This window comes from Chakrabartyella piscis (assembly GCA_030067835.1).
GTDB lineage: Bacteria > Bacillota > Clostridia > Lachnospirales > Anaerotignaceae > Chakrabartyella > Chakrabartyella piscis.
In genome coordinates this window covers 420,066-437,127 of sequence record CP092441.1, presented here as the reverse complement: position 1 = coordinate 437,127, position 17,062 = coordinate 420,066, and the positions used below count along the sequence as shown (strand labels likewise).

Genomic DNA, 17,062 nt, shown 5'->3' with positions numbered 1-17,062 from the left:
TCCAAAAAAATTCACCACTTTTCTGTAAATTTATGATATGATAGATGCAAATGACCAAAATTATCAGAAAGGGGGATATGATGAACAAAAGCAGAGAACGTAACTTTCGTATTCTGGAATTTAAGAACAATCAGTTTGATATCATTGGCGACATACATGGCTGTTATGACGAATTGATTGCCCTTGTTACAAAATTGGGATATGAAAACAAAAACGGACTTTACATACATCCTGAAGGCAGAAAATTGATTTCCGTTGGGGATTTGGCAGACAAAGGACCCAAAAATCTACAGTGCATTTACTTTTGGATGGATCACATTGCATATGCTGGTGCACATTGGATTCATGGCAACCACTGCAATAAATTATATCGTTATTTTCTAGGAAACAAGGTGCATATTTCCAAGGATATGGAGTGTACCCTATCGGAATATGAAGCACTTTCCAAGGATGATCAACGTGCTTTTCGTCAAAGATACATGACTTGTTACGAAAGCCAATGTTACTATCTTTTGTTGGACAAAAAGAAATTGGCTGTGGTACATGGTGGCTTGCCTGCTGAATCCATTGGACATTTCTCCAATAAAATTCGTGCTGTTTGCTTGTATGGTGAAACCACTGGCGAAGTCAACGAACATGGTAGACCTCATCGTTTGGATTGGGGTGCATTGTATCAAGGCGATGCCTTTGTGGTATATGGACATACTGTGGTGCGTGATGCTGTTGTGGTGAACCAAACCATTGATATTGACCAAGGTTGTGTTTATGGTGGTGCTTTGACTGCATTTCGATATCCAGAAAAGGAAATTGTGCAAGTAGAAGGCACTGCTTATGCAGTATATAAAGGAACATCTGATTTTTAAAATGATTCAAATGTACAAAGAGGTATGCTCACGCATACCCCTTTTTTATGACTCTATTTTTCTTTTACTTTGTACAACATGTCCAATTGTAACATACCCCAAATATCCAACCATCGCACCAAAAACATTGAGTATGGTATCATCTATATCACTGATGCCACTTTGACAAACAAACTGCAAAATTTCAATCCCTATGGACATAAGACCTGCAAAACAAACTACTTTTTTCATGGATATCTTAGGATATACAATGGGTGCCAAAAAACCAAATGGCAAAAACCAAACCATATTTCCAATTGTATGATACACAAGGGAATACAGCCCTAAAGTTGCTGCTTCTATGGTAGTTTTCAGTGGAATGGGTTGTATACTCACCAAAGAATAAGCATCCATATCTATTGTAAAAAAGGTTGTAAAATCTCGAATTACAGTGATTTGTACCAATGCAGACAAATAGCATACCCATACCAAAATACAAAGAAACCATGGGATATTGTTTCGTTTTTTGTGATACAGAAAAAAGTATATCCCTGTCCAAATCGCACCTACAACCACTGCAAAATAAAAAGCACGTTCCACATACAGTAAAATATTTTGCACACTCATTTATGGTACCCCATTTTCCAATACAATCCTATTCCAAACTACTTTCTGTAATTTGCTTTTCTTCCAATCGCAACGCAACCTGCTCCCTTAAAAGTGCATACAACACAGACACCAATGGAATGAACACCAACATGCCCATAATGCCAAACAGACCGCCACCAACAGTGACTGCTGCCAAGACCCAAATAGAAGGCAAACCAACGGAACCACCCACTACTTTTGGATAGATGAGATTACCCTCTAATTGTTGCAAAATCAAGAACCAACCTATGAAAATCAAGGCTTGCATAGGGTTTACTGTCAAAATCAAAAATGCACCTACGATACAACCAATGAATGCACCGAAAATAGGAATCAGTGCTGTAAATGCAATCAAAACACCAATCAAAAGGGCATATGGCAAGCCAAAAATGGTCATAGAGATGAAGAACAATGCTCCAAGGATCACTGCTTCCAAGCATTGACCTGCAAGAAAGTTTGCAAAGGTTTGATAGGTCAAGCTACAAATGTAGAGCACTCTATTTGCTTTGGTTTCAGATAGATAGGCAAAGCACAATTTGCGACCTTGACGAGCCAAATTTTTCTTTTGCAACAAGATGTAACAAGCAAAAGCAAAGCCCACAAAGAAGGTAACAAAACCACTGACCACATTGCCAATGATACCAATTGAGGAATTCAAAAAACTGGTTGCTGCTGTTTGCATAATGCTGGCAATGCTTTTCAAAATGCTTTCCCAATTCATATTGATTTCTGACATACTTATGTTCATTTCTGCTAGGTTTTCTGCAAGTTCTGGATATTGACTCAACTTGGTTTGCACATCCAAAATCACTGCTTCGATTTGTGTAGGCAGGGTATTTGCCAAAGAATAAACAGTACTTGCAACTTCTGGCAACACAACACCAATGACCAAAACCAAGATGGCAGTCAACAGTAAAATGGATAAAATCAAACGCAAAGGTGTTGCATATGGATTGGCTTTTCCAGTCTTATTGTTTGCAAACAACTTTTCAAATTTTGCCATAGGTACACTCAAAATAAAGGCAATGGCACATCCAGCAATCAAAGGTGCAAACACACCTGTCACAAAAGATGCCAAATCCAAAACCACTTCATAGCGATACACACCAATCAAAACCACAATGGTGAATACAATGAGACCCCTCATTTTCTTGATATTTTCTTTGTTCAAATCCATATAAAACCCTCCTAAGGCTATGTGCAATATAATTTCATTTAGTATATCACCCTATGACAAAAATCACAACGTATATAGGAAAAAGGTTCTTAAAGAATTTCTTAAGGTTTTGATAGGGATGTGATGTCTTTAACAAATAGTGGTATACTATGGAAAAAAAGATATTCATTTATGTTATTTATATAATGTGTAGTAGGCAGGAAGTGTATGAAATAATTCAAGTCTATAATTTTTTCAAATATTAGAGATTTGAAAAAATTATACCTTACTTTTCAACAGTGAAAAGTAACAAAAGCTGCCACTCTTTGCAAAGGCGTGGAGCCACGCTATAAGGTGGTCAAGACCCCCTTATATATCCCCCTGGAAGTAGGAAGTGTAATAGTGTAAACCCTACGATTAGACCGTGAGTGACAAGCCCCTCACCTTTTAATTACTGATACAAACCCTAAAGCAAAAAGATGTTTGTAGGGGATGGCGTCCCGGGCATCCCATTATAAATTGCCACAAACTCAAATATGCAGTTGTAGGGGCGATTCACGAATCGACCGCAAAACCAAAGATTCTTCGTCACTATGCTCCTCTGAATGACAGTTCGTTGGCAGGGCAATTATAATAACGGGTAACGAAACGTCACCCCTACATAGTATCCATCATAACCCATATCATAAGGAGGCTATTATGGCTAAAAAACTATATCCAGTCCATCGTCTGGACATTGCACATATGGAACACTGGCTTTCTGATTTGGCTGACGAAGGCTTCTTTCCAACTCATTTTGGTACTTTTTTTGTGACAGGAAACAAAGACATGCCACAGAAAGTAACATACCGTTTCATACCTTTGGATGCTTCTGACAAGCGTGTAGAGCCTACACCAGAAGAAACAGAACTCTTTTTTGCTGCTGGCTGGGAATTTGTCAACCATTTGGACGAACGTTTTTTGGTATTCCAAAACAAAGAAGATTATCCAAAGGAAATTCCACTGGAAGATGAGGTGCAACAAGAGCGTTTTCACTCACTTTCCAAACGTTTCCAAAAAGAATACATACTATGCGTCACACTCATCATCATTGCTTTGGGGGTTTTTGCATTCTTGTTTCTACACAATTTCCATGAATTTATTTTATTCCAAGAAGCTATCTTAGACCATTTTTCCATATTGCTTTTCTTGTTGACTTTGCCCTTTGGACGTGGTATCACAAGGAAATCCTTGCACAACATCAAAAGCTATGCCACAGACATCAAAAATCTCACCTTTGACCGTGAAGAAGATATGGTGACCACCGCTCCTCATTTATTGGTCAGTGCAATGCACGCTTTTGCTGGTTTTTTGATTCCCATTATTGGCGTTCTTTTTCTCTGGCTTTGGGGTTGCACTGCTTTTTCTGATGATTGGATTACCATAGAGATGACAGATGATTCTGGTACACACACCATTTTAGGAGAACAGAGCGATGACACTGTGGTAGACGAAGATTGGATTTCTACAGAAGAAGCACTCGCTTCTGTGCCACAAATTTCCTTAGAAAAATTGACAGGTGGCACTGTAAAGTATCAAGAAAGTTCCTACAAAGAAGAATACACCATTTTTGCACCCACACAGTATGCTATGAAACAAACAGGTAACCAAAACGTCATCACAACCTTAGATCATGGACAAATGACTTCTACAAATCAAATTACCTTATACTGGAATTATTATGAAGTCACTTCCAGCCAATTGGCAGAAATCACCTTTGATGCTTGGATAAATTCTAATGATGGTGTTCCTGTTGGTTTTGGTATGGATGCAGAAGACAAACACCCCATTGATACAGATTTGATGGATAAAGCATATATGGCTTCTGTCAATGAGGGCTGGACTGCTTTCTGGTTCTTAGAAGACAATGTGATTGTATCAGGAGCCTATGTTGGTGGCAAAAAAGAAGTGATTACAGAAAATTTGGATTTGTTTGCAGAAGTGATGAAATGACGGGCGGACACGCAGGTCCTCCCCTACAAACAAAAACCGAATATTGAATTGTAGGGGCGATTCACAAATCGACCGAAAAGATTCTTCACTCTTTGACACAGGTGTCAAACATTCAGAATGACAATTCGGTTTTGTCATCCTGAGGAACGAAGGATCTTAGCTTGCTGGAGGATGATATCCTCCCCTACAAAGCCGCCCACAAAACACCACAAAAACAGGCACCATATGAAAGGAGCACCTCATGGCAACTCGATTATTTCCATACAGCAGATATGACTTTGTGGCAACAGAGCATTATCTCGCAGAGCAGGCAGAGCTTGGGCGATTTGTCATCAGTTTGGGTTCTACTTTCATTCATTTTGAAGAAGGCACACCAGAACGTATGACATACCGTTTTGTTCCAGTTTCCATAAAAAAACGAGAAGCACCCACACCAGAAGAACGTGAGTTGTTTTCTGCAAATGATTGGCAATTTGTTGACCACCTAGATGGCAAATTCCATTTATACAAAACAAATTTGGAAACACCCAAAGAAATCCCCATACCACTAGAACAACAACAAGAAGTCATGGCAAAAGCCATAAAAGGCAGTAGTGTCCGCAATAGTATAGGCATTGGTTTACTTCTTCCCCTTCTTGCTATATTTATCTTTTACATCCAGGATTTCTTCCTTGATTTTGTTCTGGAGCCTTGGCATATACGTACTATAATATACACCCTTGTTCTACTTGTAATCATACCATTTGCAAGTATTGCTGAAGGGCATATCCACAAGCGATTGAAACGCTATGCAAAGGATATTTCCATATTAGAAGAAGAACGCAAAGAACCCTATATCCCACATCCATTTCGTGGTATGTCTGCCATAGCACAACTGGGCATACAAACTTTTGCTATCGTTTGTTTGATTTTGAGCTTGTTCGAATCAAGCGTACCTTTTGTAGACGCAAAAGATGTAAAGGATACCACAAAGCCCATTCCTTATGTTTCCTTAGAGGTGTTGTCTGATGGCAATGTACCCTTTGAAAGCCATTATTATTTGGAGAAATCCAGCTTTTTTGCACCTGTCCAGTATGATATTTGGTTACAAGGGTATTCCCAAAATACAGATGACCCCAACTACCAAATTGCCAGTATGCAGTTTGATTATTACTACATTCCTACAGATTTTTTAGTGGAACCTGTTTTGGAAACCTTGGTGGATACAGAAAAACGAGATTTGGATGTGACCACTGTGGAATATGACGGTTTGGATGCAGTGTATTTGCAAGATGTGCGAGGTGATTACACTTCCTTTTGGATGCAAAAGGGGAATATAATTGTTTCTGGATATTATCATTATGTTGGCGCAGAAGAAATGACGGATATCAGCAAGCATTTGGATTTGTTTGCCAAAATGATGAAGTAAATATCATTGCCATCTTCTAGGATTGGTGGTACATTAATCATATACTCACCACCAACAGGAGGTTTTTATGATTAAAAAACTATATCCAGTCCATCAGTTTGATATTACATATTTGGAACATTGGTTTGCAGAATTGGCAGAAGAAGGTCTTTTTGTTGCCCATTTGGGGTTTTATTTTGCATACTTCACAACTGGTGTTCCACAGAAAACAACCTATCGTTTCATTCCAATAGAAAAAACACAAAAGCTTTCCAATACTTGGGATTTGGAAGAATTTTCTGAACATGGTTGGGAATTTATTGGCACTCATAACAAATATTTTCTATTGTTCCAAAACACCGATGCAGTTCCAAAAGAATTGCCCATTGGAGATGATGTACAACAATCACGTTTTCAAGGTATAGGCAAGCAATTGCAAAAAGCTCTATGCCTTTCTATTGTATTTCGTATCATTGGACTTTGTGGCATTGCTTGGATTTTTTTATATCGTTTCCATAAGGTGGTCTTATTTGGTGGATATTTGATGTTCTACTTCGCCATAATCACTCTTTTCATGGCTTTTTGTCTTTTGATTCCCAGCAATATTAGATGGATGAGACTTCACAAAAGATATGGTGCTGATTTGGAGCACTTGTCATTAGAGCGTCAAGAAGACCCATTTCCAAATGCATTCCATTTCTTGCAAAATCGTATGTACCAACTTGTAACCATGCTTTTTGCTGTACTGGTACCAATTACTTTTTCATTTATCAATTTTTTTGACCCAAACTATGCTGATTTGGATCAAATTGCAGATGAAATGCCTGTTATATCCATTGTGGATGTATCTGGTGGCAAAATACCCTTTGAAGAAAAGCATTACCGTATCACAAAAACATGGTTTACCAATCGCCAATACAATTTGGAACAATATGGGGGTATTCGAAAAACAGGTGCATTTGAAGATGGGGTGTTGTATCTATTCTATTCGGAACTCTATTCACAACAATTGGCAGAGCTTGCCTTTGATTCTTGGATACGTTCCAACCAAGGTGTTTTATTGACACCAGCACCATCAGAAGATAAGTTTGTTGTTGCAACAGATATATTTGACCAAGTGTATATTTATAAAAGTGAAGATGCATGGGATGAGTTTTGGATTTTGGATGGTGATACCATTGTGGCAGGAATCTATTTGGATTCATATGATACAAATGTGGTGGAACGTTTGGATGTGTTTGCAGAAATGATGGAATAATCCCCACGGGATGTCGGGGACGCCATCCCCTACAAAACCAAATGCAACTGTAGGGGCGATTCACGAATCGACCGAAAAGATTCTTCACTCTTTGACACAAGTGTCAAACGTTCAGAATGACAGTTCGATTTTGTCATCCTGAGGGTACCGAAGGATCTTGGTTTTGCTGAAATGATGGAATAACCAAAAGGAGGGCATGGAAACCCTCCCCTACAAACAAAAACCGAACATTGAACTGTAGGAGCGATTCACGAATTGACGAAATGATAAAACAAGCATCAAAAAAGGACCTCAATTTAATTTGAAGTCCTTTGCGTGTCGAAAAAATCAACATGCTAATTTGAAATCCTGATTTCGAGTTAGCATTTTTTAATAATGCAATACGCTATTGATGGTTTGACCTTCCAACGCTTGTCTACCTTCCAAGAAATCCAATTCAATCAAGAAATTCAAGGAAACCACAGTTGCACCAACGCTTTCCACCAAGTCTACCATTGCTTTTGCAGTGCCACCTGTTGCCAACAAATCATCAATGATAACCACTTTGTCACCAGCTTTGATGGCATCTTTATGGATTTCGATGGTTGCAGAACCATATTCCAAGTCATAGGACATAGAGATGACTTCTGCTGGCAATTTGCCTGCTTTACGCACTGGCACAAATCCTTTTTTCATTGTATATGCAATGGGCATTCCATAAATGAAACCACGGGATTCTGGTCCCAAAATCAAATCAAAGTCCACATCTTCCAAAAATGCTTTCATTTGGTCTACAGATTCCACCATTGCCACTGGGTCTTTCAACAAAGTTGTAATGTCACGGAACAACACACCTTCTTGTGGAAAATCAGGAATGTCTCTAATTGCTTGTTTCAAATCCATTTTTGTTTCCTCCTTATTTGGAACACCTAAAATCTTTTACCATCAACTGTACAGAACTTCTGCCGTTGTATGTATTGATATCTATTTGATACACAAAGTCCATAGGGACTGTGCATTTACCACCTGCCATAATCGTATCACATTCTTCCTGTGTATGCAATTCCTTTAGGAGTTTTTTCATCTTTTCATACCCATCAAAAGACACTGCTGACAAGCGTTTGCCTGTTTTTGGCTCCAACAAAGTCAGACGCATCATATCACGATTTTTACCCATCAATTGAATGCGATCTATTTTGATGTTTTGGGATACGAAAAGTGGTGATGGGTTTGCTTTGCCAAATGGTGCCAAATCTTCCAGCTCCATTGCAAGACGCATATCCATTTCCACAAATTGCAACACACCATCCAAACGCAAAACAGGTGTCATTTCTTCTACCGTTAAAGGACAACTTGCGTTCAGCATACGATCCAGTTCTGGTATGTTTTCTTCTGGCAAAGAAAGTCCTGCTGCCATGGCATGTCCACCAAATTTTGTGAACAATTCCTTACATTCATACAAAGCTGCAAACAAGTCAAATCCTTCTACGCTACGTCCAGAACCTTTGGCGCCATCTTCTGCACCTGTAATCAGCACCACTGGTCTATGGTACTTTTCTTTGATGCGACCTGCCACAATTCCAGCTACACTTTCATGAATTTCTTTTTCATAAATGACCAAAACCTTATTTTCCAGCAATTGTTCCTTTTCAATCTTTTCTTCTGCCAAAAGAGCCGCTTCCTGTGTCATATGTTTACGTTCTTCATTCAAATATTTCAAAGTTTCTGCCTTTTCTTTTGCTGCTTCTGGATTGGTTTCACAGAACAAAGCAACTGCCATTTCACCACTTTCCAAACGTCCAGTTGCATTGATACATGGACCAATGACAAAGCCCAAATGATATGCTGTAATCTGTTTATCAGACAGTCCAGTTGCATGAATCAATGCTTGCAAGCCAATGTTTTGAGTATTTCCAATTTTCTGCAAACCATGTTGCACCAAAACACGATTTTCTCCAAGCAAATCCACCATATCACAAACGGTGGCAATGGTTGCAAACACCAAGAGTTCTTCCACAAAATCCACATCTGATACATTATTCTTAGTAAGCAATTCCTTTGCAAATAAATAAGATAAAGCCCCTGCACACAAGGTTTGATTTGGATAGGTGCATGCTTGTTGTTTGTGGTCAATGATGGCATCTGCTTCTGGCAAAATGTCTTTTTTGGTATCACCACTGCCTAAAAATCCTGGTTCATGATGATCAATGATAACTACCTGCATACCCAATTCTTTGGCTCTTGCTATTTCTTTAATGGAAGAAATCCCATTGTCACATGTCAGTAAAAATTCCGTTTTCATGTTGCCAAGTGTTTCCACAGCTTCCAAATTCAGACCATAACCCTCTTTTTGTCTGTGTGGCAAATAATAGGACACAGTGCCACCTAGTTTTCTGACGGTTTGGGTCAAAATGGTTGTACTTGTGACACCATCCACGTCATAATCCCCATAGATTACGATTTTCTTTCCACTATGAATGGCTGCATCCACCAATTGTAACGCCAGTTCCATATCCTTCAACAGAAAAGGTGATGGTACATCCTCTAAGTTGCCAGATATGAATAAATTGGCATCATGACGATTGACCAACCCACGATTTGCCAACACATTGGCTTTGATGGGTGAAATGCCCAATTCCTGTGCCATTGCTGCAATTTGTACTTTGTTGCGTTTCAATACCCAACGATTCATAAGGTTCACCTCCTGATGCGAAAATATGTAAAAAGGGTGGATATGGAATCCACCCCTACATTGTGTTATTTTGTGGTTCATTGCAGGATGGGAAACCTCTTGGAGCTTTGCTCCAAAACCCTACGATTGCAGAATATTTTGATGGCGTGGTGGTTTGTTTTACAATGAGAAACCCATACCACGATTGCATTATATTTGAGTGTTGTGGTGATTTATAACAGAATGAGAAACCCATACCACAGTTTCGTTGTATTTGGTTTTGAATCATTCACCATTCACCATTAGTCCTTAGTCTAACTTATTTCATCCAATCGTCATCATCATCTTCCCAGAAGTTACCAAAGTCTTCTTCTGTCAACATATTCACTTCTTCTTCCACTTCATCAGATGGCACTTCATCTACGCCTTCAGGCAACAATGTGTACCAAATGGAAGCTGAAATACAGATAGAGGAATACGCACCAGCAACGATACCCACCATCATAGGAAGTGCAAATTCTTTGATGGATGTTACCCCAAGACAATACACTGCTCCAACTGCCAAGAATGTGGTTACAGAGGTATGAATGGAACGTTTCAAAGTTTGTTGTACACTGATGTTGAAGCGTTCTGCTCTTTCCATTTCTTCTGGCAAAATTTTTCTATTTTCACGAATACGGTCAAAAATAACAATGGTTGCATTGACAGAATACCCCAAAACAGTTAACAAAACTGCAATGAATGTATTGTTGACTGGAATACGCAAAATTGCATATGCTGCCAAAACAAACAATACATCATGAACCAATGCCAAAATCGCACTGCCACCTGCACGAAAATCTCTAAATCTCAAAGAAATATAGAACAACATTGCCACACAAGCAATGAGTGTCGCTTTGATGGCTGCTGCTTGCATTTCAGAACTTACAGTACCACTGACATCAGCAGAAGATTTCAGTTCTGCTTTTGGATACACTGCTTGGATTGCTGCTGTCAAATCTTCACGTGCTTCACTATCCAAGGAAGAAAGTTTCAATGTCACTTCTGTAGACCCTACAATTTCTTGCACTTGTGGACTGGATTGACCTGTTGCATCAGAAATCAATGCAATCAATTCACTTTGTGGCACATCTTCACCCATATCATAAACCATGGAAGTACCACCAGTAAACTCAACATCCCAATTGAGCATACCATTGCCTTGGCTACCTTGGAATACCATTGCGCCAATACCAATCAAAACAATAACCAATGAAAGAAGGAAAAATTTCTTTCTATTTTCAATTATTTTCATTCTTGGTCGCCTCCTTCCACTTCAATATCTTCATTTGGAATACTGACCACGCCATATAGGACTGGGTTTTGTACGCCAACATAAATCAAACCATTTACAATGAGTCTTGTAATGACAAGAGCTGTAAACATGGAAATGACGATACCAACAATCAATGTACTTGCAAAGCCTTTGATGGTACCAGAACCAAGATAGAACAAAACTGCACCTGCAATCAAAGTGGTGATATTACCATCCACAATTGCTGGAAGTGCTCTGGAGAAACCAATCTTTGTGGAAGCACGCAAAGATTTGCCTGCTGCAATTTCTTCTTTGATACGTTCAAAAATAACCACATTGGCATCTACTGCCATACCAACAGAAAGGATGATACCAGCGATACCAGGAAGGGTTAGGGTTATGCCACAAGCACTGAGGGCAATGAAGTCCAAACCAATGTAAATGAGCAATGCCCAGTTTGCTGCAAAGCCCAAAATACGATATGCAAAAAGCATATACACAAGCACCAAACTAATGCCCACAAGACCTGCTTGAATCCCTGTGGAAAGGGCATCTGCACCAAGTCTTGCACCTACATTTTGCATTTGGATGACTTCCAAGTTAAATGGCAAAGAACCTGCACGAATGAGAGCTGCCAAGTTTTCTGCTTCTTCACCAGTAAAGTTACCAGTAATGGTTGCTTTTCCATCTTTGATGACAGATTGCACAGTTGGTGCACTGATGATGTTATCATCCATAACAATGGCAATCATTTTGCCAATATTTGCTGCTGTTGCTGCTGCAAAGGCATCTGCACCTTCATCTGTAAATTCCAAGGAAACATATGGCATGGAAGCGCCACCTGTTGAGGTTGCACCAACTTCTTTGGAAGCTGTTTTGACCATTTCCCCAGTCAACAATACATTGCCATCACCATCCAAAAATGTCAACTGACCAGTTTGACCGATTTCTTGGATTGCTTCTTCTGCATCTTCTACACCTGGAATTTGTACACGAATACGGTCTGTGCCTTCAATTGCAGCTTCCGCTTCTGTCCAACCATTCCAGTCCAAACGTCCTTGCAACAAAGAGATTGCAGCAGACATATCTTCTGTTGTCACATCTTCTTTATCCGCTTCGTAGACAATTTCTACACCGCCACGCAAGTCCAACCCTTGTTCAATTTGAGACACGCTAAACTGCTTGTCTTCTCCAACACCCAAATATGCCACGCTACTGGCTGCAACCAACACAGCCAACATGACAGCGAGGATGATTCCGCCTTTTTTCTTCATATTGTCAATTCCTCCTTTGACGATTCTGTTTCCAATAGAAAACAGATAGAAAGACGGTTTCTCTTCGGTCAAAAGAAGAACCGCCTAAAATCAAGTCATTTTTACTAGGGCAATACCGCACAACCCTGATTGCAAGATTTGTGAGGATATTTTTTTATCATAGCCGCTAAAAAACGGAGTCGATATCGGAAATATCGTCGAGTATTTTTGGTGTCTATGATGAGGAAATAAACCACAAAGATTGTGCTCTAGGACTGTGCGGTGTTGCCCTAAATTTTATTATATCACAAAGAAATCCTTTTGCAATCCAAATCAGAAAAAAGTAAGAAATATAGATGGAAATTTCTATCATACAACGGGCAGATATAGAATCTGCCCCTACAGTGGCAAAATCGGCTTTTGATTGCAATGATTTTGTCATCCTGAACGCAGTGAAGGATCTTTTGTTATTTACCAGCAAAATTGGCAATACCACCGCCAAGTCCACCAGCAGCAATGGCAACCACCAAAGTCATGGTTTTGGACAAACTCCAAGCAACCGTTTCAGCACCAACAGACGTCAACAAAAACAACAAAATGGCATAGCACACACCAGCACCCATACCCCAAAACAACCTACGTTTTGATTTACATTTGCCCCAATCAAAACCAGCGATTGCAGCTGAAATGGCAGTGCACACAAGAGATATGACAGGCAAAGCATCCATATTGGTTTCGGTATAGGTCAAAACCATGCCATATGCAACAAAGAAAATGCAAGTGATTGCAAAGGCAACTGCAACGCCCTTTACCATATGTAAAACAGTGCTTTTGGTTTGTGATTTGTTGCGTTTGCAACCTTCTTTTCGTTCTCTACCCTCCAAAATAACGCTACATCTGTTCTTCCATTTGGGTGGTTTTGGTACTTTTGGTATACGAATCCGTTTCATACATAAGCCTCCTAGGTTTTTGTATATTTTATGGGAATCGTGTACAAAATATGCTATACTTAGGCTAATGACTCATGGTGTCTATGGTAAGTAACAGACAGATATAGAATCTGCCCCTACAATTGTAGAATACGGATATATATTTCCTTTGTAGAGGATGGGTTTTCGTCTCTTATACTGTCAAAACCCATAATTATTTCGCCTTTAGCGTCGCAGACTTAAATCCGCAGACAGGATTCACTCCTGTTGAGGACAAAAAGCGATTTCTAGGTGCTTCGTAGAAGCACTTGCACGAGGAAATCGTCTTTTTTACCTATGTTTTACAACTCGAAATCCTGATTTCGAGTTGTAACTCTATATCAAGGAGGTTTTTATGACAAAACAATTCGTTGATTTACATACACATTCTTATCGTTCTGATGGTACTGTTTCTCCAGAAGCTTTGGTGGTTTTGGCAAAGCGCATTGGACTATCTGCCATTGCACTGACAGACCACGATACCATTGATGGTTTGGCTGAATTTATGGAAGCTGGCAAGAAGCATGATATAGAAACCATTGCTGGTATTGAAATGGCTTGTACCTATGAGAAATTCCATCAACCAGAAATTCACATTGTTGGTTTGGGATTTGATCCAGATTCACCTCATTTGACAGGATATTTGGCTGCTTTGCGTGAAGAACGTAAGAAACGCAATCTTTTGATGCTTGCAAAACTTTGTGATTTGGGATTTGACTGCACCTTAGAAGAACTCCATCAAACTGCTGGTGGTCGTGTGGTGACAAGAGCTCATTTTGGTACACTCCTCTTTCAAAAGGGTTATGTGAAAGATAGAAATGAAGCTTTCCAAAAATACATTGGTAATGGATGCCCTGCATTTTTACCTAGGAATTTGCCTACACCAAAGGATGTCATTGCAGAAATTCATAACGCTGGTGGTGTTGCGATTTTGGCACATCCCACCTTATATAAATTGGATTTTGGACAGTTGGATGCATTGTGCAAAGAATTTGTGTCCTATGGCTTGGATGGCATTGAGTGCTACTACTCCACCTATACCCCAAATCAAAGAAAAGCAGTTCTAAAATTGGCAAAGAAACACAAGTTGTTGCCTTCTGGTGGCAGTGATTTCCATGGTGAAAATAAACCAGATATCCAATTGGGGATTGGTATGGGACATTTGGAAGTGGAATATGGTTGTTGGCAGAATCTAAAAACCAAAGATTCTTCGTCGCTGTACTCCTCTGAATGACAGATTTGCGAAATGCTGGAGGATACTATCCTCCCCTACGAAAACACCAAAATCACCACAAATCATAAATTTGGAATTGTAGGGGCGATTCACGAATCGACCGAAAGGATTCTTCATCGCTGCGAAACTTTCCTCTAAATGGCAGATTGGTGGAATACAGGAGGATACTATCCTCCCCTACAAAAAACAACAAAACTCACCACAAAACATAAATTTGGAATTGTAGGGGCGATTCACGAATCGACCGAAAGGATTCTTCGTCGCTACGAAACATTCCTCTAAATGGCAGATTGGTGGAATACAGAAATAATTACATATCAACGGGATGTCGAGGACGCCATCCCCTACAAAACCAAAACGTAAATTTGCATCATTTCGTCATAAACCACCATAAAATATAAATTTGCATCGTAGGGGAGGGTTTCCATGCCCTCCCACCAACAACCACAAAATACAAAACCACCTACAATATTGCATACCCATATATTTTATGTTAGAATACAAAATATTATATAGTAGAAATACCCCCAAACAAAAGGAGGACAACCCATGTGTGGAATTTGTGGCTTTACAGGCCATTTGGCAAATACAGAAGAAATTTTAGAACGAATGAAAGATAAAATCCATCATAGAGGACCTGACAGTGGTGGTTCTTATATGGATGATGGCGTTTCCCTTGGATTTCGTCGTTTGAGCATCATTGACTTGGAAGGTGGCACACAGCCTATCTACAACGAAACAAAAGATATGGTCATTACCTTCAATGGTGAAATTTACAATTACCAAGAAATTAGAAAAGATTTGGAAGAAAAAGGTCATATCATGGGTAGCAATGCCGATACTGAAGTGTTGCTTCATGGATATGAAGAATATGGTGAAGAATTGCTTGCGAAACTCCGTGGTATGTTCACCTTTGTTATTTGGGATGCAAAAAACCAAACCCTTTTTGGTGCTAGGGATTTCTTTGGTATCAAACCTTTTTACTATGCTCTTTATGACAACCAAATGATTTATGGTTCTGAAATCAAAAGCATTTTGGAATATCCAAACTTCCCAAGGGAAGTGAACAAAAACGCTTTGGAAAACTATTTGACCTTCCAATACAGTGTGTTGCCAGAAACCTTCTTCAAAAACGTATTTCGTTTGATGCCTGCACATTGTTTCACCTTCAAAAATGGTGAGTTGAATGTACGCAGATATTGGGAACCAAAATTTGAAATCGACCACAACAAATCCTTAGAACAATTTGTGGATGACATTGATGAAGCCATGCAAGATTCCATCCAAATGCATAAAATCAGTGATGTTGAGGTTGGTTCTTTCTTATCCAGTGGTGTGGATAGCTCCTATGTGGCTTCTTGTTTCAAAGGTGACAAAACCTTTACCGTTGGCTTTGATTATGAAAAATACAACGAAATTGACTTCGCAAAAGCATTGTCTGAAAAAATCGAAATTGAAAATCACAGCAAACTGATCACAAAGGATGAATATTGGGATACCTTAGGCAAAGTACAATACCATATGGATGAACCATTGGCAGATCCTTCTGCGATTGCTTTGTATTTTGTCAGCCAAACTGCTGCAAAACACGTAAAAGTAGCCTTAAGTGGTGAAGGTGCTGATGAATTCTTTGGTGGATACAACATCTATCGTGAACCACATGCATTGTTGCTTTTGACTCGTTTGCCTAAATTTGTACGCAAAAGCCTTGGTTATGTGGCAAAACGTATGCCCAATATGAAAGGGAAAAACTACCTCATCCGTGGTAGCAAAGACTTGCAAGAACGTTTCATTGGTAACGCTTTCATGCTTTCCAAAGAAGAACGTGAACGCATTCTCAAAAACCCAAGTGGCAACTACCCTCATACAGAATTGACCAAGCCATTTTATGACAAAGTGGCACATCTTGATGATGTGACCAAAATGCAATACATTGACATTCATTTTTGGTTGATTGGTGATATTTTGCTGAAAGCTGACAAAATGAGTATGGCACATTCTTTGGAAGTGCGTGTACCTTTCCTCGATAGACGTGTCTTTGATATTGCAAGCACATTGCCAACAAAATATAAAGTCAACAAAGAAAATACAAAATTTGCAATGCGTCAAGCTGCACATAGATATTTGCCAGATATGGTGGCAGAAAAGAAAAAACTCGGATTCCCTGTACCAATCAGAATTTGGCTTAAGGAAGATGCTTATTACAATCGTGTCAAAGAAGCGTTTACTTCCAAAGCAGCAGAAGAATTCTTCAAAACCAATGAAATTGTACAGTATCTTGACGATCATAGAGCTGGCAAAGCTGACAATAGTCGTAAAATTTGGACCATTTATATGTTTTTGGTATGGCACAAACAATATTTTGAAATCTAAATCAAAA

General features: G+C 39.3%; 13 protein-coding genes. 6 read left to right on the top strand and 7 right to left on the bottom strand.

Translation table 11 applies throughout. The annotated features are described in order from the left end of the window. Positions 1 to 77 precede the first annotated feature (77 nt). Positions 78 to 863, top strand: a complete 786-nt coding sequence (prpE, locus tag MJY40_RS01915) for a bis(5'-nucleosyl)-tetraphosphatase PrpE (protein WP_317855396.1) — start codon at positions 78 to 80, stop codon at positions 861 to 863. A 45-nt stretch (positions 864 to 908) separates the two neighbouring features. On the opposite strand, the gene MJY40_RS01910 is transcribed toward prpE, so the two are convergent. Both MJY40_RS01910 and MJY40_RS01905 read right to left on the bottom strand, forming a co-directional pair. Next, positions 909 to 1,469, bottom strand: a complete 561-nt coding sequence (locus tag MJY40_RS01910; RefSeq protein ID WP_317855395.1) for a VanZ family protein — start codon at positions 1,467 to 1,469, stop codon at positions 909 to 911. A gap of 28 nt (positions 1,470 to 1,497) precedes the next feature. Next, positions 1,498 to 2,667, bottom strand: coding sequence for an AI-2E family transporter (locus MJY40_RS01905; protein WP_317855394.1), 1,170 nt, complete (start codon positions 2,665 to 2,667; stop codon positions 1,498 to 1,500). Positions 2,668 to 3,345: 678 nt separating this feature from the next. Here MJY40_RS01905 and MJY40_RS01900 point away from each other — a divergent pair. The 3 genes from MJY40_RS01900 (at position 3,346) to MJY40_RS01890 (ending at position 7,283) form a co-directional block, all read left to right on the top strand. Beyond that, on the top strand, positions 3,346 to 4,638 hold the full coding sequence (locus tag MJY40_RS01900) for a DUF2812 domain-containing protein (RefSeq protein ID WP_317855393.1): 1,293 nt from the start codon (positions 3,346 to 3,348) through the stop codon (positions 4,636 to 4,638). Between the two features lie 241 nt (positions 4,639 to 4,879). Beyond that, positions 4,880 to 6,046: a DUF2812 domain-containing protein gene (locus tag MJY40_RS01895; RefSeq protein WP_317855392.1), complete on the top strand. Its 1,167-nt coding sequence runs from the start codon at positions 4,880 to 4,882 to the stop codon at positions 6,044 to 6,046. Between the two features lie 67 nt (positions 6,047 to 6,113). Then, positions 6,114 to 7,283, top strand: coding sequence for a DUF2812 domain-containing protein (locus MJY40_RS01890; protein ID WP_317855391.1), 1,170 nt, complete (start codon positions 6,114 to 6,116; stop codon positions 7,281 to 7,283). 369 nt (positions 7,284 to 7,652) lie between these two features. Here the strand turns inward: MJY40_RS01890 and MJY40_RS01885 are convergent, their stop codons facing one another. The 5 genes from MJY40_RS01885 to MJY40_RS01865 all read right to left on the bottom strand — a co-directional run bounded on the left by MJY40_RS01885 (position 7,653) and on the right by MJY40_RS01865 (position 13,430). Further along, complete coding sequence (locus MJY40_RS01885) at positions 7,653 to 8,165, bottom strand: adenine phosphoribosyltransferase (RefSeq protein ID WP_317855390.1); 513 nt, start codon at positions 8,163 to 8,165, stop codon at positions 7,653 to 7,655. Positions 8,166 to 8,178: 13 nt separating this feature from the next. Further along, entirely contained in the window at positions 8,179 to 9,954 is a 1,776-nt protein-coding gene (recJ, locus tag MJY40_RS01880) for a single-stranded-DNA-specific exonuclease RecJ (protein ID WP_317855389.1), read from the bottom strand. Positions 9,955 to 10,252: 298 nt separating this feature from the next. Continuing rightward, entirely contained in the window at positions 10,253 to 11,227 is a 975-nt protein-coding gene (secF, locus tag MJY40_RS01875; RefSeq protein WP_317855388.1) for a protein translocase subunit SecF, read from the bottom strand. Then, positions 11,224 to 12,501, bottom strand: coding sequence for a protein translocase subunit SecD (secD, locus tag MJY40_RS01870; RefSeq protein ID WP_317855387.1), 1,278 nt, complete (start codon positions 12,499 to 12,501; stop codon positions 11,224 to 11,226). The genes secF and secD overlap by 4 nt, the downstream gene beginning before the upstream one ends. Before the next feature lie 446 nt (positions 12,502 to 12,947). After that, positions 12,948 to 13,430, bottom strand: coding sequence for a TIGR04086 family membrane protein (locus tag MJY40_RS01865; RefSeq protein WP_317855386.1), 483 nt, complete (start codon positions 13,428 to 13,430; stop codon positions 12,948 to 12,950). A gap of 373 nt (positions 13,431 to 13,803) precedes the next feature. On the opposite strand from MJY40_RS01865, the gene MJY40_RS01860 reads away from it, so the two are divergent. Together MJY40_RS01860 and asnB are read left to right on the top strand one after the other, a co-directional pair. Beyond that, positions 13,804 to 14,682, top strand: a complete 879-nt coding sequence (locus MJY40_RS01860; protein ID WP_317855385.1) for a PHP domain-containing protein — start codon at positions 13,804 to 13,806, stop codon at positions 14,680 to 14,682. 549 nt (positions 14,683 to 15,231) lie between these two features. Then, positions 15,232 to 17,055 carry an asparagine synthase (glutamine-hydrolyzing) gene (gene asnB, locus MJY40_RS01855; protein ID WP_317855384.1) on the top strand — a complete coding sequence of 608 codons (1,824 nt, stop codon included), beginning with the start codon at positions 15,232 to 15,234 and terminating at the stop codon, positions 17,053 to 17,055. Positions 17,056 to 17,062: the final 7 nt, after the last annotated feature.

Bases quoted from the DNA above. Each gene is read 5' to 3' on its own strand.
- prpE (WP_317855396.1), top strand. From the start codon at position 78: ATGATGAACAAAAGCAGAGAACGTAACTTTCGTATTCTGGAATTTAAG.
- MJY40_RS01910 (WP_317855395.1), bottom strand. From the start codon at position 1,469: ATGAGTGTGCAAAATATTTTACTGTATGTGGAACGTGCTTTTTATTTT.
- MJY40_RS01905 (WP_317855394.1), bottom strand. From the start codon at position 2,667: ATGGATTTGAACAAAGAAAATATCAAGAAAATGAGGGGTCTCATTGTA.
- MJY40_RS01900 (WP_317855393.1), top strand. From the start codon at position 3,346: ATGGCTAAAAAACTATATCCAGTCCATCGTCTGGACATTGCACATATG.
- MJY40_RS01895 (WP_317855392.1), top strand. From the start codon at position 4,880: ATGGCAACTCGATTATTTCCATACAGCAGATATGACTTTGTGGCAACA.
- MJY40_RS01890 (WP_317855391.1), top strand. From the start codon at position 6,114: ATGATTAAAAAACTATATCCAGTCCATCAGTTTGATATTACATATTTG.
- MJY40_RS01885 (WP_317855390.1), bottom strand. From the start codon at position 8,165: ATGGATTTGAAACAAGCAATTAGAGACATTCCTGATTTTCCACAAGAA.
- recJ (WP_317855389.1), bottom strand. From the start codon at position 9,954: ATGAATCGTTGGGTATTGAAACGCAACAAAGTACAAATTGCAGCAATG.
- secF (WP_317855388.1), bottom strand. From the start codon at position 11,227: ATGAAAATAATTGAAAATAGAAAGAAATTTTTCCTTCTTTCATTGGTT.
- secD (WP_317855387.1), bottom strand. From the start codon at position 12,501: ATGAAGAAAAAAGGCGGAATCATCCTCGCTGTCATGTTGGCTGTGTTG.
- MJY40_RS01865 (WP_317855386.1), bottom strand. From the start codon at position 13,430: ATGAAACGGATTCGTATACCAAAAGTACCAAAACCACCCAAATGGAAG.
- MJY40_RS01860 (WP_317855385.1), top strand. From the start codon at position 13,804: ATGACAAAACAATTCGTTGATTTACATACACATTCTTATCGTTCTGAT.
- asnB (WP_317855384.1), top strand. From the start codon at position 15,232: ATGTGTGGAATTTGTGGCTTTACAGGCCATTTGGCAAATACAGAAGAA.